We start from the raw sequence: 23,007 nt of genomic DNA on the forward strand, positions 1-23,007 counted from the left end.
CTGCTGCACCAGGGCATACAATACTTTGCGGTGCTGGTCGGTCCACAAGCCGGTAGTATCGCGCATAAAATGCAAGGCAAATGCTTTCCGGGCAGCAATTGAATCGCGGGTACTGTAACCCACTATGCGCAGTGCCTGCAGGTCCTGGAACTGGGCGGGCGGCTTCAGCCCTGTAGTATCGTGGTACCAAATCCCAAAGCCTTTATCAGCAAGCTGCTTCCAGGAAAAATAAACACTGGGGTCCGTTTTGCGGCCGGGCGCTACATCGCAGTGGCCCACGAAATTGGCTGGCGGAATATTGTAATTGCTCCTCAGCGTTTGCAGCAGGCTTAACAGTGCGTCCATCTGCGCTGGCGCAAAGGGTTCATTGCCGTTATTATCCAGTTCTATTCCTATAGAGGAAGAGTTTACATCTGTGATATTGCCCCAACTGCCGGAGCCGGCATGCCATGCCCGCAGGTAATCGTTGAGCATGTGCTGCACCTTTCCATCGCGGCAAATAACATAGTGGGCACTTACCTGTGTACGGACCTTGGTAAAAGTTTGCAGGGTTTGATCGCAACTGTTTTGCGCCGTATGGTGGATGACCACAATATTGGGTTTGCGCAGGTTGAAATTAACGGTACCCACCCAGCCTTCCGCGGTATTGGCGGGCAGGGGCTTTTGCCGCAACTGTTTCGCCAATGTTTTCACCTGTTTGCGGTACGATTTGTTGGTGGCTTTATAAGGGTTGCGGTTACAGGCAAGAGCCAGGAAGCCTATTGCCAGGAGCAGAAAGAATCGGTGGAGCAGCATGGTGCAAAATTAAGCACTGGCAGAGGCAGTCAGCTCCGGCAAAATGATTTTGAGGGAAAGCACCTAGCGGGGGAGAAAGGATGACAACCAAGGGACCACGGACTACCCTAACCCTTCGCTTGTCGCCCGTTGCCTGATGTCCATTTCCTTACTATTGCTGGTTTGGTTTTTGAAACCAAGGCCCAAAACATTACTATGGCCAAAAACATTTCCGGCAAAAAAGTAGCCATCCTTACCGACAATGGCTTTGAACAGTCTGAACTCACCAGCCCCCTTGAGGCATTGAAGGCAGCAGGCGCAACCGTACACGTGGTATCGCCACAACAGGAGAAAGTAAAAGCCTGGGACCAGGATCATTGGGGCATTGAAGTTCCGGTGGATGTCCCCCTGAGCCAAGCCCGACCCGAAGATTACGATGCCCTGCTGTTGCCGGGTGGCGTGATGAACCCCGACTTTATGCGCGTCAATCCCGCATGCGTGGCTTTTGCACAGCATTTCCTGGAGCAGGGCAAACCACTTGCAGCCATTTGTCATGGCCCCTGGCTGCTGGTAGAAACAGGCATGATCAGCGGCAGGAAAATGACTTCTTACAATTCCATCAAAACCGACCTGAAAAATGCAGGTGTGATCTGGGAAGACAAGGAAGTGGTTACCGACAATGGACTGGTTACCAGCCGCAACCCCGGCGACCTGGAGGCTTTCAACAAAAAAATGATCGAAGAAATCTCTGAAGGCCAGCACGATACCAGGGCGGCGTTTACCCAACCCCAGGAAGCGTAATGATGGGTAATGAGTGATGAGTGATGAGTCTTGAAGGTTTAAATCGGTAATTGGTGTTTGAGCGATCTTTTTAAATACTTAAATGATAAGCGCTACCGAAACTTACTACCATGAGCTGCTCCACTCATCACTTATTACTCATCACTCTTCCTTGGTTTGCTTTTTGTACCCTTTAACCCAAACCTATAGTTATGGAAAACAACGAGAAACCCAATGTAAACCACCAGACACACGGGCACCAGGAAGGACAGCAGAATAATATCGCTACCACAACGCCCGGCAACAAAGGCGGGGTGAGCAACAACAGCCAGCCCATGAGCAATATGCTGAACGAGTCGGAAGAACAAAAGGCTGGAAAGGCACACGGCCAGCAGGATGAAAGCGGCGTACAGCAAGGCGAAAGAACACCCTGAACAAGGGTTTGATAAACATTGCGCACAGAAGCTACAGATAACACGGATTGAAGCATGGTCAGGAGTTTCCTGATGTTAAAACATCTGCGCCATCTTTGCTATCTGTAAGCCCTAAAAAAGGTGAAGGCTGTTGGAAACCCAACAGCCTTCTTTGGTTGTCTAAACCCAATATTTACTTAAGCCACTTCTTCGGCAAGGAGGACTTCTTTCTTTTCTTTCAGCATTTGTTTTAAAAATGATACTTCTTCTGGCCGGTAGGCCTGCCCGTTGGCACGGAAAATATCGTGAAACCACAATTCCGGCTCATCATGGTAGGTTATCTGCCAGCTATCCCAGGGACAGTGTGTTTGGGATTTACCAGCTACAAAGCCCCAGTTGTAAGCACCCACCCCGTGTTTTTTGAACACCGGCAGGATATCCTGGAACGTGCTGCCAAATGGCCGGGCCATATATTCTGTGCACAACATGGGACGGTTGTAACGCTTCAGGTCCACAACATGCTTTTCGGTAATCTCCGCATCCTTGTAGCAATGGAAGGATATAATATCCGAATGCGAGAACATGTAATGGTCGATGCGGGTAAGCCGGGCTACTTCGCTCCAGTCTTCCTGCCAGGGACCCATGGTAATGGGTTGCAACGGGTTGATGGCACGTACCCAGATAATGGACTTGCGGAGCAATTCGCGGGACAGTTCGGCCTTGTGCAGCACATAATCCTGGTCATTGTACGAAGTCAGGTTCATATTGTCGGGCTCGTTGTACAGGTCCCAGATCAATACCCGCTCGTCATCCTTGAAACGGTTAACGATACCCTCCACATAGCTTTGGAGTTCATCGTAGCGATCAGGATTGTTCAGCACATCGTAGCCGGGGCACTGTACCCAACCCGAGTTGTGCACATTGTGCCTGGGCTCGGGCTGCTTGCCCAGGCTGGGAAACGGATCCCAAACAGCATCAAAAAGCACAAACATGGTTTTGATACCGTGTTTATGGGCGATGCTCAAAAAAAGATCGATGCGCTCCAGGAACCCCTGGGAATCCTGCTCCCACAACAGCTGGTGCAGGAAAACGCGGATGGTATTGAAACCGAGGTCTTCGGCCCAGCCCAGTTCCTTGTCGATCAGGAAGGGATCAAAGGTTTCGGGCTGCCACATTTCCAATTGGTTGATGGCGGTATGCGGCACAAAATTGCAACCTACAAGCCAGCCATGTTTTTGAGCCCAGGCGGCGGCTTTGGCTTCACTCCAGCGGTGGATCAGTTCGGGGTCTTGCTCCATATTCGGAGCGATCATTTCCGGTGACATGGTATGGATAATTCGGTGTTTATTATCTGGTTCAGACCCAAAATAAGGGCATTAGACACATTGGATAATTCTATAATAGTGTTAAGACATGAATTAGTCGGTGAAGGCGGTAATAGCCCGGTTGAAATGGGCTGGAAAGGCAGGTGGAGCCAACCGGTTTATTCCAAACGAAGTGTTGGATATAAGGAGAAAAATGAATGAAAAGATAGGAATTTCCATGCTGCTACAGCAGTTCAATACGCAAGCAATAGCAGTAATATTGGAAATGAGGACTTACAGAACCGGATGGGCAAACAATTTCCGGAAGGCAGGAGCAATTCTCATCCTTGCCATTAATACTTCCTGACAGACTCGTAAATATTAAGATTAAAAAGTTCCCCCGGCTAGCTAAAGTCCTGTCCTGCCGAAGCTGGTTGGCATCCCTCTACTATAGACCTGTTTATAATAACGAGGGATACCGAATCAAGTTTGGCAGGACAAGACAGTGCGCCAACAATTTGAACTTTCTATCATGAACGGGTTAGGGTTACACACAACCGACACTACCCTTAAAACTTCACCTCTACCCTGATCGCTTTAAGCCCGCTGATGCCCTGGGTATCTTCCAAATCCAGGTGTTCCACATTTTCATCCAGCAGCCCTTCGTGTTGCAGGAAAGCAACATACTCCAGGTACTCGGTTAGTTCTTTCTGTTGCGAGTATACAATGGCAATCCTCCCGGGCTGGGTAAGCCGCTCTTCCGACTCTTTAAGGTGTACTTTGTCAATCCTTTTTTTGATGATCTCGTATCGGATATTATAGGCGCCATCCACATCAAACTTGCGCTCCTTGCGACGGAACGAAATATTGAGCGGAATGGAATGCGCCAGTATTAACTGGGTAGTTTGCAGGGGCATGGGCAACCTTTGCTCCAGGGCACGGGAAATACGTGCGGCCCTGGCCAGCATCGTCAGTTGCCACAGCTTCATATTGTGCACATAAATTTCGTCGAAGGGCATATTGGGCGCCAGGCTTTGTCCCACATAAATATTGAACTCCACACCATCGGTGATATAACGTTCAAAATAGTGGGGATATACCTTCTGGGCCATTTTCTGTTCGCCATCGATAAAGCGGTCCAGCACATCATTGATGCGGGTGATGCTTTCTTCGTATTCTTTGCGGTGGTGATAAACCATGCCCCGCTCAGCATCCAGTTTGGAAAAATAATCCGCCACCGCCTGGTCCAGCTCAGGGCGGGTTTGCCGCAGGTGTAGCAGCAGGCTGTGCACCTCGTTTTGCAGGAAATCGCAAATGGCCAGTTCATCATCCGACAGCAGGGTTTCACTGGCGTCGGACTGGTAACGGTTGATCTTAAAACAGATTTCACGGAGCAGGGGAAAGCTCATAATCTCGGTAGCCTTTTCAAGTACCGCGGCGGCATAACCCAACTGCTCTACCATGTCTTTCCGAATGGCATTGTTGCGTTCCAGCGAAGAGTTGCGCACATCGATGGCGCCGTATAATGGATATACATTTTCGAAAGCAATGGCTGCCATCTTTGCCGAGTCCTCGCCTTGCTGGCCTTGCAGGTAGTTGAAAGCCGCCTCTGTAAACTTCCATTCCACGGCGGGTTGTATGGCAGTAAAATGCTCCTTGATAACCTTGTCTACCTGCAGCTCCAGGTTTTCGGCGTGCTTTTCCAGTGCCAGGGCAAAAAGCTGGATGGCAGGCTGCAGCCGGGTAAGGTGGGTAAAGGTAAAAACCCCTTCCTCGGTGCTGGCCAGTTCCAGCAGACCAATGAGCTCGCCGTCATCACATTTTAGCGGGCACAACACCAGGCTGCGGAACCCTTCGGCATAATAAGCTTTTACCAGGCTGCCACCCTGGTCTTCGGTCAGGCGGCTGTACAACAGGGGCTGATCGGAATTGCGGAAGAGCTGTGTTGCCAGCCGGCTAAACCGTTTGGCCTTATCTGCCGCAGCACCTTTGCGCAGCAGCAGGCTATTACTGAAATAAGCTTCGGCAAACAGGTTATAATCATTCATCCGGTAAAATGGTGTGATGCCCACCTCCATATGCGTGGTACCCAGCAGGGTGCGCACATGCAGTTGCAGGTCGGCATAAACCGTAACATCGGAGGCGGTATTGATGGAAAGCAAGCTGTTTTTGATGGCGGCAATCACTTCTGATGCGGTTACATCGGTTACTTCCACCACGATGAAGCCTTCAAAAACAAAATGTTCAATGGGCAGTACATTTTTCAACTCCGAAACATCCAGGGCACTTTGCACCGGGATATTGGTGGCAAGGTTAAAATCCGGGTCAGCCAGTTTCACCCCTACAAAACGAGCGTCCATCTTCAGCGCGTAATAGCGGTTAAGGCCGCTTTCATCGGTGATGGAATGTACCAGGGTGGTAGTAGCCGGCGTAGGCTGGTTATAGTATCGGCGGAGTACCAGGTTATAAGCCAGTTGAAGCGATGCTTGCCCGATACGCCAGAGCGCTTCCCTGCCGGGAACAAAGAGGTTTGTACCACTGCCGGTCAGAAACAGTTTGCGGAAAGTATCGGAGGCAAAAACCACTTCGCTGTGAAAAGGATAGGTAACGGCAAAAATGCCTTCCTGCTCGGAGGTTGCCGGTGGAAATATGGAGGCCAGCAGGGCATCAGCCAGTTCCTGCTGGGCAGCCAGTTCCTTCAGGTCGTCGGTGGGATACAGCAGTTGAGGCTGGGCTTTTACCTCAGCCAGCAAGTTTTGATACAACCGGGCACTGCCGGGTTTTGCATCATGCACAATCTTTTCCAATACCGCCACCAGGGGTTGCAGGGAAAACAGGCTGTTGATGCCGCTATGTTGGTGCGCAAGAACGTTCATGGTTAAGGGTTTTATGGGCCGGAGGCCTTGGCTAGGATGGCTGCCTTGCTCAATAGTTTAAATGGGCACCAACAAACTACCTGCATCTTTCAAGCCATAATAACCTGGTACAAACCGGAATAAAGGGCTGCGGATGGTTCTGCCGGCCCCCAAAACAGTTATACAAGCTCTGCGCCAGCCACAGGGTTCTTTCTTTTTTAAACGTAAGGGCAAAAAAAGCAGCCCCGGGGGCTGCTGCATATTTAAAAGCTTTACTCGGGAATGATACCCAGGGCTTCTTTATCCTTTTTGGTGAGTTTGCTGTAAAATTTACAAGCGGGCTTCAGGGGGCATTGTGCGCACTTGGGTTTGCGGGCAATACAGGTGTAGCGGCCATGCAGGATCAGCCAGTGGTGGAATTTGGGCACCAGCTCCTTAGGCACATACTTGATGAGCTGCAGTTCGGTTTGCAGCGGGTTCTTGGCGTTGAGGGTAAGTCCCAGCCGTGCCGATACCCGAAACACATGCGTATCCACCGCCATATTGGGCTGGTTGTCTACTACCGAAGTGATGACATTGGCGGTTTTACGGCCTACACCCGGCAGTTGTACCAATTCTTCTACAGTCATTGGTATTTCGCCGCCGAAGTTTTCCTTTACCTTTTTCGCCATACCCATCAGGTGACGGGTTTTGTTGCCGGGAAAAGAAATGCTTTTGATCAAATCAAAAAGGTCGTCGTACTGCGCATCGTACAGCTTGTCAATGTTGGGATATTTATGGAAAAGCGCAGGCGTGTGCATATTCACCCGCTTATCGGTACACTGTGCAGAAAGAATCACTGCAACCAGCAACTGGTAGGTATTTTCAAAATCGAGTTCCGTTTCGGCTTCCGGTTTGAAGGTCTGGAAATAGCCGATCACAAAGTCAAATCTTTCCTTTCGGGTCATAGATAGGTGGTGGAATAGCCGGCAGGCAGTAGTTGAAAGTTCAAAGTTAAATACCTGAACAACAGGAGGTGCGCCAACTTTGAACTATATACGCCAGGCTATTGACTGATTTTTTCCTCCTGGCGGGCATAACGCAGAATGTTGAGCACCGTTTCGGTACGTGGCTGCTCTACCAGGGTATTAAGCCGGTTTTGGGCAGCTTGCAGCACGGCCAGCTTTTCGCGGAGGGTCCAGTCCTGTGCAAGGGCAGCTTCAATAGCAGCGGTTTGCTCGGGGTCTGTTTCTTTGTAGAGGTAAAGCAGCAGATCTTCAGGCGTAAACAGGTTCATAGAATTGGGTAGTTCCCGGATGGAGGTACGGAGTTCCAAAATTGTTGACTTCCTTCAAACGCCTGCCTTTTAACAATATTGTGCAGCTAGGGTTGGGATTGGTTTTTTGCCGGGTTGATTACCACAAAAACATCTTCGTTTTCCCTTTTCATGCCGTACTGCTCGCGGGCATATTTCTCGATGGCTGCGGGATTGTTCCGGAGTTCTTCCAGCGACTTGCGCTCCCTGGCTATTTGATCGGAGTAATAGGTCTTGCTTTTTTCCAGGGCTTTCAATTCCTGTAACCGGTCGTACTGGGTAAAAAAATCGTTGCGATCAAAAAAAATCATCCACACCGCGAAGGCCGTGCCGGCCAGCAGGTATTTGTTTCGGAGAAAGGCAGGTATATAACGGATGAATTTCATGCGAACAGGGCAAAGATACAGGGCTTTGGGCTGCGATGCAGTACCGGGAAGATTTTGCGGGGAAATACTTATAAACCTTGAAGGTTTTTGAAAGCCGCTTCAGCAACCTGTAAGGTTTTTAAAACCTTATAGGTTTGGGTTGGATGGGTTGGATGCATCAAAAAACCTCCAAGGTTTACAAAAAAAGGCCGCCCTCACGGACGGCCCTTCTGTATTCGCAGTTGGTGTTATTTACCAAATTTCAGCTTAGCGCCGGGGTAGTAGGCAGAAGCACCCAACAGTTCCTCAATACGGATCAGCTGGTTGTACTTGGCCATACGATCGGAGCGGCTGGCGCTACCAGTTTTAATCTGACCGCAGTTCAGGGCCACAGCCAGGTCGGCGATGGTGCTGTCTTCGGTTTCACCCGAGCGGTGGCTCATGATGGTGTTGTAACCGGCGTGTTGTGCCATGGTTACGGCGTTGATGGTTTCGGTGAGGGTACCGATCTGGTTTACTTTTACCAGCAGGCCGTTTGCGATATCACGGGTGATACCTTGCTCCAGGCGGGTAACGTTGGTAACAAACAGGTCGTCGCCCACCAGCTGTACGCGCTTGCCTACGGTTTCGGTCAGGTTTTTCCAACCATCCCAATCGTCTTCAGCCATACCGTCTTCGATAGAGCAGATGGGGTATTGGTTCACCCAGTTCTCCCAGTATTTTACCAGTTCGTCGGAGGTCAGGGTTTTGCCGTCGCTCTTGTGGAAGGTGTATTTTCCGTTTTTGAACAGTTCGCTGTTGGCGGCGTCCATGGCGATGAACACCTGCGAACCCGCTTTGTAACCGGCAGCCTCAATGGCGGTCAGTACGGTTTCGATGGCTTCTTCGTTGCTCTGGATATTGGGGGCGAAACCACCTTCGTCACCCACGTTGGTGCTGTAGCCTTTCTTTTTCAGAACGGTTTTCAGTGCGTGGAAGATTTCCACACCCCAGCGCAGACCTTCAGAGAAAGAAGCGGCGCCTACGGGCATTACCATGAATTCCTGGAAGTCGATCTTGTTATCGGCGTGTGCGCCACCGTTCAGGATGTTCATCATGGGAACGGGCAGGGTCTTGGCATTGGTGCCACCTACGTAGCGGAACAGGGGCAGACCAGCTTCTTCAGCAGCGGCTTTAGCTACGGCCATCGAAACGGCCAGCATGGCGTTGGCGCCCAGCTTGCTCTTGTTCTCGGTACCGTCCAGGCGGATCATCAGTTCGTCGATGCCGGTCTGGTCGGCTACATCGTTGCCCAGCAGTTCGGGAGCGATGGTTTTGTTTACGTTCTCTACAGCCTTCAGCACACCTTTACCCACGTATACACTCTTATCGTTGTCGCGCAGTTCCACGGCTTCGTGAATACCGGTAGAAGCACCACTGGGTACCGCAGCGCGGCCCATGGCACCGTCATCGGTTACAACATCTACTTCTACGGTAGGGTTACCACGACTATCAAGGATCTGTCGGGCAAAGATCTCGGCAATGTAGCTCATGTATTATTGTTTTTTGTTTATCAGGGCAATCTCCCAAGCAGCCCTCCCAATAGATAATCGGCAAAATTTACGGCTTGCCTTTGTATGATCGGGAATGGCAGGGTTTGTTCGTTGAACATTCTTTGGGTGGTGCAAAGAAAAGCATTTGGAGGCAAATCAGCACAGCCCGGGTTGCCGGTTATTTTAGAAGGTGTTTTTGAAAAAAATGTAACCTTTTGGCTGAGCGGTAAGGAGTGGTGACAGCAGCAGTAGTTCGCGCAATGACGCAAGTGAGCAAAGAATGCAAAGAGCGGCTTTCCTTTGTACAAAAGGAAGCATCCCCGCTGAGTGCTGTTGTCTTGTCTACAGCACAAAAAACACAAAGGAAAACCGAAGTACCCGAAGGACTTTCCCAGTTTCCCTTTGTGCCTCCTCCTGACTTTGTGCCTTTGTGGTTCAAAAAGCCTCAGCCTGCCGTCAGTTTGCGGAACACTTCTTCCAGGCTCCCGCTTTCATTATGCAGCGATACGATGTTGAGGCCATGTTCTACCGAAAGTTGCAGCAGTTGTTTGCGTACTGTTTCCGGTTCCCTGGTGTGCAGCCGCCAGTTTTGGGCATCCAGCTTTTCCACTATATCCACGCCGGCCAGCCTGCGCAGCCATTCGGGCTCCAGGGGTTCCTGGAAAGCCACCCGTACATAGTTGGCAGCCGAGCGCTGCTGGAGGAGGGCCAGGTTTTCGTCGGCAACGATCTTGCCTTTATTGATAATGATTACCCGGTCGCAGATGGCTTCCACTTCCTGGAGGATATGGGAGGAAAACAGCACCAGTTTATCCTTTCCCTGCGCTTTGATTACTTCCCGTATCTCTACGATCTGGTTGGGATCGAGGCCACTGGTTGGTTCATCGAGGATCAGCACTTCGGGATTGTGCAGCAGGGCTGCGGCAATGCCTACCCGTTGTTTATAACCTTTGGACAACTGCCCTATTTTCTTGCTGCTTTCCGGGCTCAGGCCAACGGTTTGGATCACTTCCTCAATCCGGCTTTTGGCACCATCCAGGCCGTGTACATCTGCAATAAAACCCAGGTATTCCCGCACGTAGAGGTCGTAATACAATGCATTCGATTCGGGCAGGTAGCCTACCCTTTTCTTTGCCGCCAAAGGATCGGCGGCCACATCAATACCGCTCACCAGGGCCTTACCGCCATCGGGCTGCAGGTAGCCGGTGATCATTTTCATGGTCGTGGACTTGCCCGCACCGTTGGGACCCAGGAAACCCACGATCTCCCCTTTTTTTACCGAAAAGGAAATACCATCCACCGCCCGCTGGGCGCCATACAGCTTGGTGAGTCCGCTTACTTCAATTGACATGTAATGGGTTTGGGAGGGCTAAAGTAAAGAGAACGGCAGATTTGTATGATTATAAATGATTTGTATGAACCAACTAAATGCAGAAATAGACATCATCTAGTTCGTTAAGTCGATCATCTAAAAACAATATGGATGGTAAACTTCAGATGGGTAAACCATCAGTTCACTTTTCAACAGCAAATGAGCATGCTACCACTCGCTTCAGCACTTTTTAGTTTACAGGGCAGCAGGTTCATACAAATCATTTAAAATCACACATATCTGCGGTTTAATCGAAATCAAAGAAATCCGACAGAAACCCCTTCTTCTTGTGGTGCTTATGGTGCGGGTCGTAACCATGCCCATACTTCTGGTCGGGATAGTGCTTTTGATCGGGGTAGGGCTTATGATCCTGCTTGTATGGATTGTACTGCGGCGGAGCATCGGGCCTGGCGGTAAAGTTCGACGAGCGCTCGATGATCTTATCCAGTTCGCCACGATCGAGCCATACCCCGCGGCACTGCGGGCAATAATCTATTTCCACGCCCTGGCGGTCGGCCATTACCAGGTGCACATTGCAATTGGGACAGTTCATGAGGAAAGTTTTAAATGCAGGCAATGGTAAACAAAGACCTGACCGGTAAGTTAGCCATTGGGATACCAACTTCAGGGTTCATATTAAATGACGCTAATACAAAAGCGCAGACCCAGGGCCTGCGCTTTTGACTTTTGGCGGGCTATTTACAAATCATCGAACTCGTAAATAGGATCGATATGCGTTCCCGGCATCATTTCAAATACGGGTTTGATGATGCCATCCTTAAGCCCATACACCCAACCGTGCAGGGCCGGGCGCTGGTCGTGTTTCCAGGCTTTCTGGATGATGGAAGTTTTGGCCAGGTTCATCACCTGCTCCTGTACGTTCAGTTCCACCAGGCGGTCCACACGCTGACTCTCATCACTGATGCTTTCCAGTTCATCGCGGTGAATACGATACACGTCCTTGATATTCCGCAGCCATTTGTTGATGATCCCAAAATTGTGTTGGGTGGTAGCGGCCTTCACCCCTCCGCAGCCGTAGTGGCCGCACACAATCACGTGTTTTACTTTCAGGTGGTTAACGGCATAATCAAGCACTGTCAGCAGGTTTAAATCGGTATGCACCACCATATTGGCTACGTTGCGGTGCACAAAGATTTCACCCGGCTGGGTACCTGTAATTTCATTGGCCGGCACGCGGCTGTCGCTGCATCCGATCCACAGGAACTCAGGTTTCTGAATATCGGCCAGGCGGTTAAAATAATCAGCATCCTCGGATACTTTTTCTGCGGCCCAGGCCTTGTTTTCCAGCAATAATTTTTCGTACGAAAACATGTAAATGAATTTAAGCTATTGGTAATTTCCTTTCCAGATATTTTCCGGTCAGTGTTAAGGAATGTCGTTTGGTGTTCAATGGCTAACCTCGGGGGTTAGCACCCGTTCAGCTTCGGGCATATAGGATTTGTGCAGGCTATCGCCATTACCGTTGAACTGTTGGGCAAAGCCCTGATCGCGGTACATACTTTTTTTCAACTCCACCTTAATGTCCTTGAGCGGTGCATGCACCATAAAGTCCTCGATCACCTCAATCACGTCCTTGTCAATAAAATCGGCCCGGCTGGCATCAATCAGCACAAAAGAACCTTCGGGCACTTCTTCCAGTTTGTTTTTCACAATCGGCTTGTTGAGAAAGCTGACATCCTTGCGGAAACGAAACAGGTAGTTTTTAGCATCGTTTACCACAAATACCGCGCTGCGGAAGTTGGTACGCAACACAAAAATGAGCCCAATACCAATACCGATGGCCACGCCTTTCAGCAGGTCGGTCATCAGGATGGCTACAATGGTGATCACAAAAGGCAGGAACTGGTCCCAGCCCTTTTTGTAAAACATCTTGAACAGGGAAGGCTTGGCCAGTTTGTAACCCGTATAAATGAGGATGGCCGCAAGTGCCGCCAGCGGAATCTGGTTGAGCAGTACGGGAATGAGCGCCACGGAAAGCAGGAGCATGGAACCATGCATGATGGTGGACATCTTGCTTTGTGCACCCGAGTTTACGTTGGCCGAAGAGCGTACAATTACAGAAGTCACCGGCAATCCGCCAATCAGGCCCGAAACGATATTACCCACGCCCTGGGCTTTCAGTTCGCGGTCTTTATTGGTTACCCGCTGGTAAGGGTCCAGGTCGTCGATGGCTTCAATGCTCAGCAGCGATTCCAGCGATGCTACCAGGGCCAGCGTTACGGCCGTTATCCATACTTCGGGGTTTACCACCTGTGCAAAATCGGGAAGGGTGAAAAAAGAAACAAACTCCGAAGGATTGCTGGCCACCGGGATGTTTACCAGGTGGCTGTTTTGCAAAGCATTGCCCGAGGCGCTAAAGGCCAGGTTGATACCCACCGCCAGCAGCACCACCACCAGGGGCGCCGGAATAAGGCGGATAAATCCTTTTTTACCGGCAGTAAACTTCTCCCAGAATATCTGGAATAACAGTCCTACCAAACCGATCAGGGCTGCCAGGGGCGTAATGGCTCTGAAGGCATGGGCGATGGCGGTAAAAGTATTTTCATTGTTGCCCTGCGCAAAGCTTTCATCGCCTTCATAATCGGCATCATAGCCTACCAGGTGGGGCAACTGCTTTAAAATAAGGATCAGGCCGATGGCAGCCAGCATACCCTTGATTACGGCACTGGGGATATAATCGCCGATCACACCGCCTTTTACAAAACCAAAAATGATCTGGAGTATGCCGCAAAGGACCACCCCCAGCAAAAAGGTTTCAAATGAAGGCAGCTTTAAAATGGCCGCGGCCACAATGGCGGTAAGTCCGGCCGCGGGACCGCTTACGCTCAGTTGCGAGCCACTCAAAAAACCGACAACGACTCCGCCAACCACACCGGCAATAATGCCGCTGAACAGGGGTGCGTTGGAAGCCAGGGCCACTCCCAGGCAAAGGGGCAGCGCAACAAGAAATACAACAATGGAAGCGGGAAAATCAGAACGGAGGGTCTTGAACGGAGATGCTGCAGATTGCGTCATCACGATAAAATTTACACTTTGATTACAAGGAGAAACCCCTTCCACACAAGGGCATAAGGTTCCTAAGCCGGAACGGACAACAAGGACGCACTATGGCTAACTGCTATAGTTGATACGTGCAGATACAAGATGGCAGGCGGCAGGATGCCGGCTGCAAGGCAATCAAAGGGTAAACTCGGGAGGCGGGGAAAGTAGTTCGGGGTGAAACACCTGGAGGGTTTCGGCAGCATGGGCTTTAAAAGCAGCAAGGGCGGCACCTAAAGGAGGCAAGGGCGGGTGCACTTCGTGCAGGTATTCGGATAAGGAGGTTGCCCCACCTTCTACCTTCTCCTCGTTGGTGCCGGACAAAGGGTTGCCACTATCATCATCATCGGCCAGGTCGTGCCACGCCACCAGGGTATCCTGCTGGGCGGCATACACCACGGGTGCACTCACGGTGAGCCATAACAGCAACACCATCATCAGCAGGCTGTGAAAGCGCTGAAACACCTGGTCGTATGTGAAAATCTTGGAACGCATGAACGGGCTAAAGGTACACAAGCGGGAGCTAAGCCATAGAATTTAAGGTTAATTACCCTTGATTTTTTAGCATTTCACGCCTTAGCCGTTCAGCAAACAGGCCAAACAGGTCAAAAATCTTTTAACAATCAGGATTAAAACCCACGGTAGTGAGTTATAACCTGGGGTTGTGGTTTGCGCTGTTTTATTTCAATAAGCAAGACAGAGCCGATTGTTTTGTTTAAAAATCAAATGGACGCCTTACTACAAACTGCGCCTCGGACAGATTTGGTAGTTGATCGCAAACCGGTTCCTGTAACGGTAGCCTATGGCGATGGCATCGGCCCCGAGATCATGGATGCCACCTTGCGGATTTTGCAGACTGCCGGAGCCGCCCTCGACATTGAAGTCATAGAGATCGGTGAAAAAGTGTACCTGCAAGGCAATAGTGCGGGCATTGAGCCCTCAGCCTGGGAGTCGCTGCGGCGGACCAAAGTATTTCTGAAAGCCCCCATTACGACACCGCAGGGGGGCGGTTTTAAAAGCCTTAACGTCACCACCCGCAAAGTGCTGGGACTTTTTGCCAATGTGCGGCCCTGTGTATCCTACCACCCTTACGTTACCACCAAACACCCAAAAATGGATGTGGTCATCATCCGCGAAAACGAGGAAGACCTGTACGCGGGTATCGAGCACCAGCAAACCGACGAGGTGGTGCAATGCCTTAAACTTATCTCCCGCCCCGGCACCGAAAAGATCATCCGCTATGCTTTTGAATACGCAAAAGTGTATGGCCGTAAAAAGGTGACCTGCTTTACCAAGGACAACATCATGAAGATGACCGACGGGCTTTTTCACAGGATGTTTGACGAAATAGGCGCCGAATACCCCGAATTGGAAAAAGAACACTGGATTGTAGACATCGGCGCCGCCAAGCTTGCCGATACACCCGAAGCTTTTGACGTGATTGTAATGCCCAACCTGTATGGCGATATCCTGAGTGATGTGGCCGCACAGATCACCGGGTCGGTTGGACTGGCGGGCAGCGCCAATATAGGCGAAGGCTTTGCCATGTTTGAAGCCATCCATGGCTCGGCGCCCCGTCGTGCGGGGCAGGACCTTGCCAATCCTTCGGGGCTGCTGCTGGGTGCCGTACAGATGCTGGTGCACATCGGGCAGCACGATATTGCCGAAAAAGTGCACAACGCCTGGCTGCGCACCATGGAAGATGGCATACATACCTATGATATTTTCAAGGAAATATCTTCCAAACAAAAAGTGGGTACCCGGGCCTTTGCCGATGCGGTTATTGAAAGGCTGGGCCAGCAGCCACAATTGCTGCCCAAGGTTAGTTATAGTGGTGATTCGGGAGTGATCAAGGTTCAATTGAAAGAAAGAGTGCAGGCCGAAAAAGTACTGGATGGCGTGGATATTTTCCTGCACCACAACCATCGTGACCCCGATGCGCTGGCAGCCATCCTTGCGCCGCTGCAGGTAGGCACCCTCAGGCTGTCCATGATCTCGAACAGGGGTACCAAGGTGTGGCCCAACGGTTTTCCCGAAACCTTCTGCACCGACCACTGGCGCTGCCGCTTTCTTTGCCAGACACCGCACCTGCAGTGCTACAACGCGGTAATTCAATTGCTGAAAAAGATAAATGACGCCGGACTGGATATCATCAAAACGGAAAACCTATATCGTTTCAATGGCGTACCGGCCTATACTGCCGGGCAGGGACAATAGGATGAAAAACATTGCTGTCCCGGTACTAGCTTTTTTCTGGCGAACGACTGGTGATGGGTACAAAACAGCAAAAGAACGGGTGCTGCAGCCCATGCTGACACGAATTCTGGGGGTGACAGCATTTGTAGCACCCAATTTTTGATACGGACCGGTATGGCATATGCTGCAACGAAATGACGCGACCGTTGCCGACAATGGCCACCGCCCGCCAAAAATGTTTTGATGCCTTTAACCAAACAGGATGCCGCCTGGCCCTCGCTAGCGAAGGGTCGTTTGGCAGGCATCCTGTTTTTTATGCGCCCGTTGAAGTCCTGCAGGGCTGCAACTACTGCAATCCACAAGCAAGGATGACGGCATGTTCGGCGGCATGGCCTACCTTTGCGGCCGCAACATGATAGCGCAATACCACACCATCACCGGCACCGATACCGCACGGGCGGCACAATACCTTCGGGAAGGACATTGTATTGCCATGCCTACCGAAACGGTGTATGGCCTTGCTGCCGACGCCTTCAACCCCGAGGCGGTAGCCAGGGTATTTGCCACCAAGGAGCGCCCGGCCACCAACCCACTGATTGTGCACCTGGCCGATGTGGCACAGGTGGACGAAGTTGCTACCGGTATCAGCGATACTGCCCGTCTATTGTTGCAGCATTTTGCCCCCGGCCCCCTTACCCTGCTCCTGCCCCGCAAGGCACATATCCCGGATGCTGTTACATCCGGGCTTCCGCGGGTAGCCGTCCGTTTTCCTGCGCACCCGGTAGCGCAAGCCCTGATTCGTGCTGCAGGCATGCCGTTGGTAGCACCCAGCGCCAACCGCTACACCCGTATTTCCCCCACCACGCCGGCACATGTGCTGGCCCAGCTCGATGGCCGCATACCATATATACTCGATGGCGGTGCCTGCACCGCTGGCCTAGAGTCTACCATTGTTGGCTTTGAAAACAACCAGCCGGTGGTGTACCGGGTAGGCGCACTGCCCCTGGAAGCCCTGGAAGCTGTTGTGCCCGGCATACAACTGGCAAATGGATTGCACCGGCCCGTGGTGGCGCCCGGCATGCACCACCTGCACTATGCACCCCGCATTCCGCTGACGCTTACCAACGATGTTGCAGCAGTGGCAGCAACCCTCCAGGAGCCTTATGCCGTGATCAATTTTTCGGAAATAAAACAAGGGCTGAACACCCCCTACCAACTGGTACTAAGCCCACAGGGCGATACCGCCGAAGCGGCCCGCAACCTATACGCAGCCCTGCACCAGGCAGAAGCACTTCCGGTAAGCCGTATCATTGCCGAAGTGGCGCCTGAAAAGGGCGAAGGATGTGCAATAAACGACCGCCTGAGCAGGGCCGCACATTGAACATTATTCTGCTCAGATTGTTAAAAGCATCAAAAGCCAGCGATGCCCGGTTCCATCATCCGCCAGTACAGGGAGTTTAAAAATTACTCCCAGAAATGGGTAGCCTCCCAGATGGGTATTTCCCAAAACGCGTATAGCAAAATTGAAAACAATATCACCCAGCTAACGGTGCACCATGTGCGCCAGTTGTCCAAAATCCTGGAAGTGCCGGTGCTGGACCTGCTAAAAGACGATTTTGAAATTCACCGGCCCATCATTTTACCAAAAACCATTACCAAGGACCAACTGGCAGAACGCATCAGGATGCTGGATGAAAAACTGGCCGCCAAACATGTGTTGAAACACGATAACTACATGGTGGCCATGTCCCTGCTGATAGCAGCAGAAAATACCATTGCGGCAGTACATTGATCATTGAACATATTATCCGCACGAATAACCAACACCCTTTCCCTTCAAAGGAAAACAAATGAAAAAAGCAGCACCTGCGTGTGCTGCTTTTTATTTACCAGAAGGCCGCTGTTTGCCCCAACATTTAGTTGGCCAGCACACCGGCAGCCCAACGGATGCTTACCGCGGCTTTCTGTTGCTTGGATTGCAGCTCAATCAGTTTTTGCCTGGCTTCCAGGGTTTTGATCTCGCGGCTATTGATCAGGAACAGGGAGCTCTCCCCATTGAAAAACCGTACTTCTTCGGCACGTTGCAGGGTGGCATACTGGGTAACAGCGGTGCGCTGGAGCGACACCTGCTGCAACAGCTGTTCCCAATCGTTGCGGCTTTGGCGCACCTTGGTTTGCAGCTGCACCTGTTTGTTCAGTCTTTCCCATTCAGTGCTTTCTATTTTCAGCCTTGCCTGGCGGTACAATCCACGCCCTTCGGAAATGCGCAGCGGCATGGAAAGGCTTAACCCGTACCGGAAATTATTGTGAAACAGCGGCTCCTTGAAGGCGCCGGTGATGCCATGACCACTTACCAGCTGGTTGTATTTAAAAGTGGCATAAGGCAGCATGTATTGGAGCTTCAGCCTGCGGTCTATTTGCAGGGCATCGAGTTTGAAACCATACTGGCGCAATGCCGGATGATTGGCCACCAGCTGCTCCATCGCTTCAATATCGGCCAGCACCGGTCCATCAGGTACGGCGGGCGCCACATCGGCCGGCAGGTCGTAAGGCTCACCTTCGGACTGCCACAAATACACCGAAAGCTGCAGCCTTGCGTTTTGCAGCTCCTGCGCTACCTGTGCCCTTTGTACCTGGAAGCTTTGCAACTGCGCAAGCGCTTCGAGGGTATCAATGGCAGGGCGCTCGCCAATTTCATACGCGGTTTTTATGAGGCGAAAACGCTGGCTGGCATTGTCATAAGCCGCCTGGAACAACTTGTAGGTTTCGTGCTGCTCCCACCAGTCCCAATAGGCTTTTGCCGCATCGTAAAGCAGGTCATTGAGCATGATCCGCTGCTCCTCCAGCGAGGAGCGCTGGAAGATGCGGGCCTGCTGCAGGGCGGCACGACGCTCGTCCATCAGCAGCCCTTTTGCCAGCGGCACCGCCACCCCTATATAACTGCTTTTGCCCTTGGTATCTTCCGGGTTGGTGCGGGTGCCGTCTAAATATTCAAGTCCTGCGTTCAGGTTGATGCCAAACCAGGTAGGAATATTGAGCTGGTGATTGCGGTAGTTGTAATACTCAGTACCCTTAAACTCCTTTAGCCCCAGGTCGGTGCCGATGGTAGGATCAAAGGCACCGCGGGCTACAGTAATTTCGGCACGGGCAATATCTACCTGCAACTGAGCCTGGCGGGCAACAGGGTGGTAGGCACGGATCACGTCAAAAAACGCACGCTGTGTAAACACGGGCTGGGCCTGCGACCAAAGGGACAAAAAAGGGAAAACCAATAGCAGTAGTCGCTTCATCATTTTGCTTTTACAACAGCTTTATCCTCTTTACCGTCTTTAGCAGCCGGTGCTTCGGGTTTGTAATAATCAGGGGGGAAAGAGTTGATATTCCGCCACAGCTCGTACCATACCGGCACATTTTTGAGCAGGGCAATGCCGCTGGCACCGGTACCCATCTTCAATTCTTTTGGCCACGCCCTTTCACCGGGCATCTCGGTTACCAGCACCTTGAATTTACCATTGGTACTGACATCGCTTTCCACCGCCACCACGCGGCCCGAGAAAAGGCCATAGGAAGCCTGGGGCCAGCCGCTGAATACAATGGCAGGAAAACCATCAAACATAAAGCGCACCGCCTGGCCCACATTCACCAGGGGCAGATCCACGGGACGCACATACATTTCCACTGCATACTGTATATCGGTAGGCACCACGTGCACCAGCATCTCCCCTTCTTTTACAATTTCACCAATACCGCTTTTACTGGCTTTTATCACCTGCCCGCTTTGCGGCGCAATGATATAATACATGCCATTGCGGATACTGTAGGAAGCATACTGGTTCTGCAGTTTGGCAATATCGCCCTGGCCGGTGGCTATTTGCGAAAGCGACTGAAAACGATCCCCTTCAGCCTTGGAGATCTTCTCGGTATACTCCTGGCGGGTGCCATTCAGTTCCAAGGCAAGGATGCCGAGTTCCTGTTTGCTGTTTACAAATTTGTTTTCAGCCGATATTTTCTTGGCCATTGCATTCTGGTAGGTCTGGTTGCGCTGCTCAAACTGGGTGAGCGATACCAGGCCGCTGTCAAACATGGTGCGCTGGCGGGCAAACTGCTTGGTAGCAATACTGAAATCATTGTTGGCAGCTACCATTTCCATGCTGTCGCTTTGCACTTTGATGCGCTGCTGCCGGGTTTTATTTTCCAGCTGGCTGATCTTGATTTCCAGGGCCTGCTGCAGGGCACCAATCTGCGACTGGGCGGTTTGTACTTTGTTGGTGTAATAATTCACGGTCATTTCCTTGGCGTCCAGCTGCTCCTTGGTACGGGCTACCAGGTTGGGATCGAGGTAGTCTACTTTTACTTCGGCCAGTTGTGCCAGGGTATCGCCCCGCTGCACAAAATCGCCTTCACGGATATACCATTTTACAATGCGGCCACCGATGATGGAATTGATTTCCTGGGGCCGGTCTTCCTGGCTCCAGGCCGTTACATTGCCGCGGGCCCTGATGTTTTGGGTCCAGGGCAGAAAAAGTATAATGATCAGTGCGCCAAGGAGGATCATCAGCCAGGTTCGGATATGGCTTTCCTTGTTCTGGCGGTACACATGGTTGTATGCCGAAAACTGGGTCGTGTTCATATTGACATTTATTTGTACCCGGGGCATACGCGCTGGCGTGCTACTGCCGCCCCGGAAATTTTATTTGGGTTGGAGTTCAATAACCTGGTTGCAGCGGCGGGCAAAACTTTCATCAATGGAAGAAATGACTACCGTGGTGCCATCCAGTTCGTTCAGCAGCAGGTCCTGAATCATATCGCGGTAGGGCTGCTCAATGCCCTGCCAGGGTTCTTCGAGCAGCAGCAACTGGGGCTTGCACAGCAGGGCCCGCACCAGTTGCACCTTTTGCACCACGTTGCGCGGCAGGCGTTTGCCGGCAGGGTCCAGCTCGGTATCGTAGCCCCGGTCCAGGCTGGCCAGGAAATCGGTCAGGCCAATCCTTTCTACCAACTCGTTGAGGTAGAGCGAGTCGATGTTTTCATTGCCCATGGTCAGGTTTTCGCGCAGCGTAGCCTGGAAGATATCTTCATGGTGCAACAGGATACCGGTTTGAGCCCGGTAAGTACCTAAATCGTAATTGAAAATGGGCACGCCATTGACGAGGATCGACCCGCCAAAATCGGAGTAGGCGCCACTGAGCAAACGCAGCAGGGTACTTTTCCCCGCACCATTTTCCCCGGTAACACATACTTTTTCGCCCGGTGCTATGCGGAAGGAAACATTGCGCAGGATGGGATGGCTATTATCGTAACCAAAGGTAACATTGCGACCTTCGATGCCGATGCGCTGGGTAGGCAGCAGGGGCATGGAGCCACTGGGCTCCACGGGCTTTTCCACCAGCTTTGAAATCTTTTCTACCGAGGTCATGACATCGTACACGCTATCGAGGTTTACGATGATCTTTTCCACGGAGGTGATAACGGTGATGATGATGATCTCGGAAGCAATGAACTGCCCGATATTGATCTGCTGGTCGAGCAAGAGAATGGAACCAACAATCAGCATGGCCGCGGTAATCAGCACTTTAAAGGCAACCAGGGTGCGGTACTGGCTTAGCAGCACACCAAAATGCTGCTTGCGCGCTTCGAGGTAACCAATGGCCTTGCGGTCGGCCTTGCGCAAATGAATACCCGAGTTGCGCGAAAACTTAAAAGACTTGATCACCCTTGCCATCTCTTCAAACCAGGCGGCAACGGCATATTTATACTTGCTTTCCTCCAGCGATGTTTCCATGCCCCGCGAGGAAGTTATTTTCAGGATCAGCCAAAGCAGGAATACCAGTATCAACCCGAAGAAGATAAAAGCCTGGTGGTAGAAACAAAGCAGCAATAGCCCAAAAAGAATCTGGATCATGGCCGTGGGCAGGTCCAGCAGCAGCTTGGCAAAACTTTTCTGGAGCGTGGGTGTTTCAAAAAAGCGGTTGACCAGCTCGGGTAGATAGTAGCTGTCCACGCTTTTGAGGTCCAGCTTGGGGATGCGGTCGGCAAAAGCATAGGCATACCGCACAAAGATGTTTTGCTGGATGCGCTCGATGATCTTCATCTGGTTGATCTGGAGCAGGCCGTTGAACAGCACCCCCAGTACCACCAGGGAAATAAGCAGCACCAGCGATGCCGATACGGAACCACCCAGCACAAAACCAATAATGGCCTGTATGCCCAGGGGCAGCGACAGCTGGATGATACCGTTCAAAATAGCAAAGAAGTAAATGGTCGTAATGTCTTTCTTATCCAGCCGCACGAGGCTCCACAGCCTGGACAGGGGGCTGACAGTTTGTTGCATAAATATCCGGGGTTAGGTCAGTTAACAGTAACGAAGCCTATGGTTGCAGGGTGAAATCATTGGGGTAGGTACACACCAATCCATTAAAAGTTCAGCCAAGGCTATTTGGAGGCGGGCTATGCAGTTCGGGATGGTAAGCAAAGTATAAATTGGACGGGTGGCATTTCTCGTATTTCACCAAACAGGTGGCTACATTACCTGCCAGCATAGTTTCGTGCAGGTACTCGGATAGCGCATATACCCCCGACTCGGATTTTTCCTCGTTGGTGCCGGCAAGCGGGTTGGTTTCATCATCGGCACTGGAAATGCCTTTTTCAATAGCAGCCAGCTTTTGTTGTGCGGCATAAACAAATGGTGTGCTCACCGATAACCACAACAAAGCCAGTAGCATCAGTATGGCTGATGCCCATTTGCCGTTAGAAGATATCGAAGATTTAGTTGCCATTAATTGGGCGAAAGTAGAATGGAACAAAAAAACGAACAAATAGGTTCGGTAAAATTCTTATTAATATCGGTGACTACTCCTTTTCATTTCAGGCAGGGAAAGAAAAAACCAGCAACCACCGAAGGTTGCCGGCTAAAAAATCAGTATGCATAAACTGCTCCTTTGTAATCTTTTTTTCGGGCAGCCAGTTTATGCTCCGACAGGGGTTTGTGGTTGTGCAAACCTACCAGCTGCACGGTACCGCCGGTAGCTTCATAGTCGTGTTTGAAGTGCTCCAGGTTCTCCA

22 protein-coding genes are annotated in these 23,007 nt (G+C 51.3%); 6 read left to right on the forward strand and 16 right to left on the reverse strand.

Translation table 11 applies throughout. The annotated features are described in order from the left end of the window. Window positions 1-795: N-acetylmuramoyl-L-alanine amidase (locus BUE76_RS20085; protein ID WP_076026751.1), on the reverse strand; the 795-nt coding region annotated here is incomplete at its 3' end. A 195-nt stretch (window positions 796-990) separates the two neighbouring features. Here BUE76_RS20085 and BUE76_RS20090 point away from each other — a divergent pair. Both BUE76_RS20090 and BUE76_RS20095 read left to right on the forward strand, forming a co-directional pair. After that, the gene (locus BUE76_RS20090; protein WP_073044802.1) at window positions 991-1,575 is read left to right on the forward strand and encodes a type 1 glutamine amidotransferase domain-containing protein; all 585 of its coding nucleotides are present in this window, start codon (window positions 991-993) and stop codon (window positions 1,573-1,575) included. A 191-nt stretch (window positions 1,576-1,766) separates the two neighbouring features. Beyond that, entirely contained in the window at window positions 1,767-1,988 is a 222-nt protein-coding gene (locus tag BUE76_RS20095) for a hypothetical protein (RefSeq protein WP_073044501.1), read from the forward strand. Window positions 1,989-2,164: 176 nt separating this feature from the next. Here BUE76_RS20095 and BUE76_RS20100 read toward each other — a convergent pair whose 3' ends face one another. The 11 genes from BUE76_RS20100 to BUE76_RS20160 all read right to left on the reverse strand — a co-directional run bounded on the left by BUE76_RS20100 (window position 2,165) and on the right by BUE76_RS20160 (window position 14,244). Next, window positions 2,165-3,292 (reverse strand): cellulase family glycosylhydrolase, encoded by a 1,128-nt coding sequence (locus BUE76_RS20100; protein ID WP_073044499.1) that lies wholly within the window; start codon window positions 3,290-3,292, stop codon window positions 2,165-2,167. Window positions 3,293-3,840: 548 nt separating this feature from the next. Beyond that, the gene (locus tag BUE76_RS20110) at window positions 3,841-6,147 is read right to left on the reverse strand and encodes a hypothetical protein (RefSeq protein WP_073044497.1); all 2,307 of its coding nucleotides are present in this window, start codon (window positions 6,145-6,147) and stop codon (window positions 3,841-3,843) included. Between the two features lie 251 nt (window positions 6,148-6,398). After that, window positions 6,399-7,073 (reverse strand): endonuclease III, encoded by a 675-nt coding sequence (gene nth, locus BUE76_RS20120; RefSeq protein ID WP_073044493.1) that lies wholly within the window; start codon window positions 7,071-7,073, stop codon window positions 6,399-6,401. Window positions 7,074-7,171: 98 nt separating this feature from the next. Beyond that, window positions 7,172-7,402, reverse strand: coding sequence for a hypothetical protein (locus BUE76_RS20125; protein WP_073044800.1), 231 nt, complete (start codon window positions 7,400-7,402; stop codon window positions 7,172-7,174). An 86-nt stretch (window positions 7,403-7,488) separates the two neighbouring features. Next, window positions 7,489-7,806: an FtsB family cell division protein gene (locus BUE76_RS20130; protein WP_073044491.1), complete on the reverse strand. Its 318-nt coding sequence runs from the start codon at window positions 7,804-7,806 to the stop codon at window positions 7,489-7,491. 227 nt (window positions 7,807-8,033) lie between these two features. After that, window positions 8,034-9,317, reverse strand: a complete 1,284-nt coding sequence (eno, locus tag BUE76_RS20135; RefSeq protein ID WP_073044489.1) for a phosphopyruvate hydratase — start codon at window positions 9,315-9,317, stop codon at window positions 8,034-8,036. Between the two features lie 445 nt (window positions 9,318-9,762). Then, window positions 9,763-10,668, reverse strand: a complete 906-nt coding sequence (gene gldA, locus BUE76_RS20140; protein ID WP_073044487.1) for a gliding motility-associated ABC transporter ATP-binding subunit GldA — start codon at window positions 10,666-10,668, stop codon at window positions 9,763-9,765. A gap of 268 nt (window positions 10,669-10,936) precedes the next feature. After that, window positions 10,937-11,242, reverse strand: coding sequence for a TFIIB-type zinc ribbon-containing protein (locus tag BUE76_RS20145; protein WP_073044485.1), 306 nt, complete (start codon window positions 11,240-11,242; stop codon window positions 10,937-10,939). Window positions 11,243-11,388: 146 nt separating this feature from the next. After that, entirely contained in the window at window positions 11,389-12,021 is a 633-nt protein-coding gene (can, locus tag BUE76_RS20150) for a carbonate dehydratase (RefSeq protein ID WP_073044483.1), read from the reverse strand. A 75-nt stretch (window positions 12,022-12,096) separates the two neighbouring features. Further along, window positions 12,097-13,725 carry a SulP family inorganic anion transporter gene (locus tag BUE76_RS20155; RefSeq protein WP_073044481.1) on the reverse strand — a complete coding sequence of 543 codons (1,629 nt, stop codon included), beginning with the start codon at window positions 13,723-13,725 and terminating at the stop codon, window positions 12,097-12,099. A 162-nt stretch (window positions 13,726-13,887) separates the two neighbouring features. Continuing rightward, complete coding sequence (locus tag BUE76_RS20160) at window positions 13,888-14,244, reverse strand: hypothetical protein (protein WP_073044479.1); 357 nt, start codon at window positions 14,242-14,244, stop codon at window positions 13,888-13,890. A gap of 231 nt (window positions 14,245-14,475) precedes the next feature. Between BUE76_RS20160 and BUE76_RS20165 the strand changes: the two genes are divergently transcribed. The 4 genes from BUE76_RS20165 to BUE76_RS20175 all read left to right on the forward strand — a co-directional run bounded on the left by BUE76_RS20165 (window position 14,476) and on the right by BUE76_RS20175 (window position 17,737). Beyond that, the gene (locus tag BUE76_RS20165) at window positions 14,476-15,966 is read left to right on the forward strand and encodes an NADP-dependent isocitrate dehydrogenase (RefSeq protein ID WP_083596565.1); all 1,491 of its coding nucleotides are present in this window, start codon (window positions 14,476-14,478) and stop codon (window positions 15,964-15,966) included. Between the two features lie 194 nt (window positions 15,967-16,160). After that, window positions 16,161-16,361 carry a DUF6671 family protein gene (locus BUE76_RS25490; RefSeq protein WP_394333544.1) on the forward strand — a complete coding sequence of 67 codons (201 nt, stop codon included), beginning with the start codon at window positions 16,161-16,163 and terminating at the stop codon, window positions 16,359-16,361. After that, window positions 16,334-17,326: an L-threonylcarbamoyladenylate synthase gene (locus tag BUE76_RS20170; protein ID WP_216820691.1), complete on the forward strand. Its 993-nt coding sequence runs from the start codon at window positions 16,334-16,336 to the stop codon at window positions 17,324-17,326. The genes BUE76_RS25490 and BUE76_RS20170 overlap by 28 nt, the downstream gene beginning before the upstream one ends. A gap of 42 nt (window positions 17,327-17,368) precedes the next feature. Beyond that, on the forward strand, window positions 17,369-17,737 hold the full coding sequence (locus tag BUE76_RS20175) for a helix-turn-helix domain-containing protein (RefSeq protein WP_073044475.1): 369 nt from the start codon (window positions 17,369-17,371) through the stop codon (window positions 17,735-17,737). A 124-nt stretch (window positions 17,738-17,861) separates the two neighbouring features. On the opposite strand, the gene BUE76_RS20180 is transcribed toward BUE76_RS20175, so the two are convergent. The 4 genes from BUE76_RS20180 to BUE76_RS20195 all read right to left on the reverse strand — a co-directional run bounded on the left by BUE76_RS20180 (window position 17,862) and on the right by BUE76_RS20195 (window position 22,721). After that, window positions 17,862-19,235, reverse strand: a complete 1,374-nt coding sequence (locus BUE76_RS20180; RefSeq protein ID WP_073044473.1) for a TolC family protein — start codon at window positions 19,233-19,235, stop codon at window positions 17,862-17,864. After that, on the reverse strand, window positions 19,235-20,575 hold the full coding sequence (locus BUE76_RS20185; RefSeq protein ID WP_073044471.1) for an HlyD family secretion protein: 1,341 nt from the start codon (window positions 20,573-20,575) through the stop codon (window positions 19,235-19,237). The genes BUE76_RS20180 and BUE76_RS20185 overlap by 1 nt, the downstream gene beginning before the upstream one ends. 60 nt (window positions 20,576-20,635) lie before the next feature. Next, window positions 20,636-22,276, reverse strand: a complete 1,641-nt coding sequence (locus BUE76_RS20190; RefSeq protein ID WP_073044469.1) for a peptidase domain-containing ABC transporter — start codon at window positions 22,274-22,276, stop codon at window positions 20,636-20,638. 91 nt (window positions 22,277-22,367) lie between these two features. Beyond that, on the reverse strand, window positions 22,368-22,721 hold the full coding sequence (locus BUE76_RS20195) for a hypothetical protein (RefSeq protein WP_073044467.1): 354 nt from the start codon (window positions 22,719-22,721) through the stop codon (window positions 22,368-22,370). Window positions 22,722-23,007: the final 286 nt, after the last annotated feature.

It is taken from the genome of Cnuella takakiae (assembly GCF_001953305.1).
GTDB lineage: Bacteria > Bacteroidota > Bacteroidia > Chitinophagales > Chitinophagaceae > Flavisolibacter > Flavisolibacter takakiae.

What these genes read in the sequence shown, in the direction of transcription:
- BUE76_RS20090 (WP_073044802.1), top strand. Translation starts at nt 991, where the DNA reads ATGGCCAAAAACATTTCCGGCAAAAAAGTAGCCATCCTTACCGACAAT.
- BUE76_RS20095 (WP_073044501.1), top strand. Translation starts at nt 1,767, where the DNA reads ATGGAAAACAACGAGAAACCCAATGTAAACCACCAGACACACGGGCAC.
- BUE76_RS20100 (WP_073044499.1), bottom strand. Translation starts at nt 3,292, where the DNA reads ATGTCACCGGAAATGATCGCTCCGAATATGGAGCAAGACCCCGAACTG.
- BUE76_RS20110 (WP_073044497.1), bottom strand. Translation starts at nt 6,147, where the DNA reads ATGAACGTTCTTGCGCACCAACATAGCGGCATCAACAGCCTGTTTTCC.
- nth (WP_073044493.1), bottom strand. Translation starts at nt 7,073, where the DNA reads ATGACCCGAAAGGAAAGATTTGACTTTGTGATCGGCTATTTCCAGACC.
- BUE76_RS20125 (WP_073044800.1), bottom strand. Translation starts at nt 7,402, where the DNA reads ATGAACCTGTTTACGCCTGAAGATCTGCTGCTTTACCTCTACAAAGAA.
- BUE76_RS20130 (WP_073044491.1), bottom strand. Translation starts at nt 7,806, where the DNA reads ATGAAATTCATCCGTTATATACCTGCCTTTCTCCGAAACAAATACCTG.
- eno (WP_073044489.1), bottom strand. Translation starts at nt 9,317, where the DNA reads ATGAGCTACATTGCCGAGATCTTTGCCCGACAGATCCTTGATAGTCGT.
- gldA (WP_073044487.1), bottom strand. Translation starts at nt 10,668, where the DNA reads ATGTCAATTGAAGTAAGCGGACTCACCAAGCTGTATGGCGCCCAGCGG.
- BUE76_RS20145 (WP_073044485.1), bottom strand. Translation starts at nt 11,242, where the DNA reads ATGAACTGTCCCAATTGCAATGTGCACCTGGTAATGGCCGACCGCCAG.
- can (WP_073044483.1), bottom strand. Translation starts at nt 12,021, where the DNA reads ATGTTTTCGTACGAAAAATTATTGCTGGAAAACAAGGCCTGGGCCGCA.
- BUE76_RS20155 (WP_073044481.1), bottom strand. Translation starts at nt 13,725, where the DNA reads ATGACGCAATCTGCAGCATCTCCGTTCAAGACCCTCCGTTCTGATTTT.
- BUE76_RS20160 (WP_073044479.1), bottom strand. Translation starts at nt 14,244, where the DNA reads ATGCGTTCCAAGATTTTCACATACGACCAGGTGTTTCAGCGCTTTCAC.
- BUE76_RS20165 (WP_083596565.1), top strand. Translation starts at nt 14,476, where the DNA reads ATGGACGCCTTACTACAAACTGCGCCTCGGACAGATTTGGTAGTTGAT.
- BUE76_RS25490 (WP_394333544.1), top strand. Translation starts at nt 16,161, where the DNA reads ATGGCCACCGCCCGCCAAAAATGTTTTGATGCCTTTAACCAAACAGGA.
- BUE76_RS20170 (WP_216820691.1), top strand. Translation starts at nt 16,334, where the DNA reads ATGGCCTACCTTTGCGGCCGCAACATGATAGCGCAATACCACACCATC.
- BUE76_RS20175 (WP_073044475.1), top strand. Translation starts at nt 17,369, where the DNA reads ATGCCCGGTTCCATCATCCGCCAGTACAGGGAGTTTAAAAATTACTCC.
- BUE76_RS20180 (WP_073044473.1), bottom strand. Translation starts at nt 19,235, where the DNA reads ATGAAGCGACTACTGCTATTGGTTTTCCCTTTTTTGTCCCTTTGGTCG.
- BUE76_RS20185 (WP_073044471.1), bottom strand. Translation starts at nt 20,575, where the DNA reads ATGAACACGACCCAGTTTTCGGCATACAACCATGTGTACCGCCAGAAC.
- BUE76_RS20190 (WP_073044469.1), bottom strand. Translation starts at nt 22,276, where the DNA reads ATGCAACAAACTGTCAGCCCCCTGTCCAGGCTGTGGAGCCTCGTGCGG.
- BUE76_RS20195 (WP_073044467.1), bottom strand. Translation starts at nt 22,721, where the DNA reads ATGGCAACTAAATCTTCGATATCTTCTAACGGCAAATGGGCATCAGCC.